This is a genomic window from Erwinia sp. ErVv1 (genome assembly GCF_900068895.1).
Lineage (GTDB): Bacteria > Pseudomonadota > Gammaproteobacteria > Enterobacterales > Enterobacteriaceae > Erwinia.
Map to the genome: position 1 here is coordinate 88,518 of NZ_CDPK01000016.1, position 1,084 is coordinate 89,601.

Consider the following 1,084-nt stretch of genomic DNA (forward strand, 5'->3'; position numbering starts at 1 on the left):
GCCAAACACCGCCGTCGATATGAACTCTTGGGCGGTATCAGCCTGTTATCCCCGGAGTACCTTTTATCCGTTGAGCGATGGCCCTTCCATTCAGAACCACCGGATCACTATGCCCTGCTTTCGCACCTGCTCGAGCCGTCACTCTCGCAGTCAAGCCAGCTTATGCCATTGCACTAACCTCACGATGTCCGACCGTGATTAGCTGACCTTCGTGCTCCTCCGTTACTCTTTAGGAGGAGACCGCCCCAGTCAAACTACCCACCAGACACTGTCCCCACGCCAGATTATGGCGCCAGGTTAGAACATCAAACGTTAAAGGGTGGTATTTCAAGGTTGGCTCCACGCAGACTGGCGTCCACGCTTCAAAGCCTCCCCCCTATCCTACACATCAAGGCTCAATGTTCAGTGTCAAGCTGTAGTAAAGGTTCACGGGGTCTTTCCGTCTTGCCGCGGGTACACTGCATCTTCACAGCGAGTTCAATTTCACTGAGTCTCGGGNCAAGCTGTAGTAAAGGTTCACGGGGTCTTTCCGTCTTGCCGCGGGTACACTGCATCTTCACAGCGAGTTCAATTTCACTGAGTCTCGGGTGGAGACAGCCTGGCCATCATTACGCCATTCGTGCAGGTCGGAACTTACCCGACAAGGAATTTCGCTACCTTAGGACCGTTATAGTTACGGCCGCCGTTTACCGGGGCTTCGATCAGGAGCTTCTCTTGCGATAACCCCATCAATTAACCTTCCGGCACCGGGCAGGCGTCACACCGTATACGTCCACTTTCGTGTTTGCACAGTGCTGTGTTTTTAATAAACAGTTGCAGCCAGCTGGTATCTTCGACTGGCTTCAGCTCCGCGAGCAAGTCGCTTCACCTACGCACCAGCGTGCCTTCTCCCGAAGTTACGGCACCATTTTGCCTAGTTCCTTCACCCGAGTTCTCTCAAGCGCCTTGGTATTCTCTACCTGACCACCTGTGTCGGTTTGGGGTACGATTCGTTGTTACCTGATGCTTAGAGGCTTTTCCTGGAAGCAGGGCATTTGTTACTTCAGCACCGTAGTGCCTCGTCATCACGCCTCAGCCTTAAGGC

1 other annotated feature (running past both ends of the window) is annotated in these 1,084 nt (G+C 53.6%).

Annotated features, from left to right (window positions below):
- Positions 1 to 1,084, bottom strand: a sequence feature (mutual gap in cmsearch alignment for this rRNA model is longer than 100) (it extends past both window edges: 409 nt to the left, 1,595 nt to the right).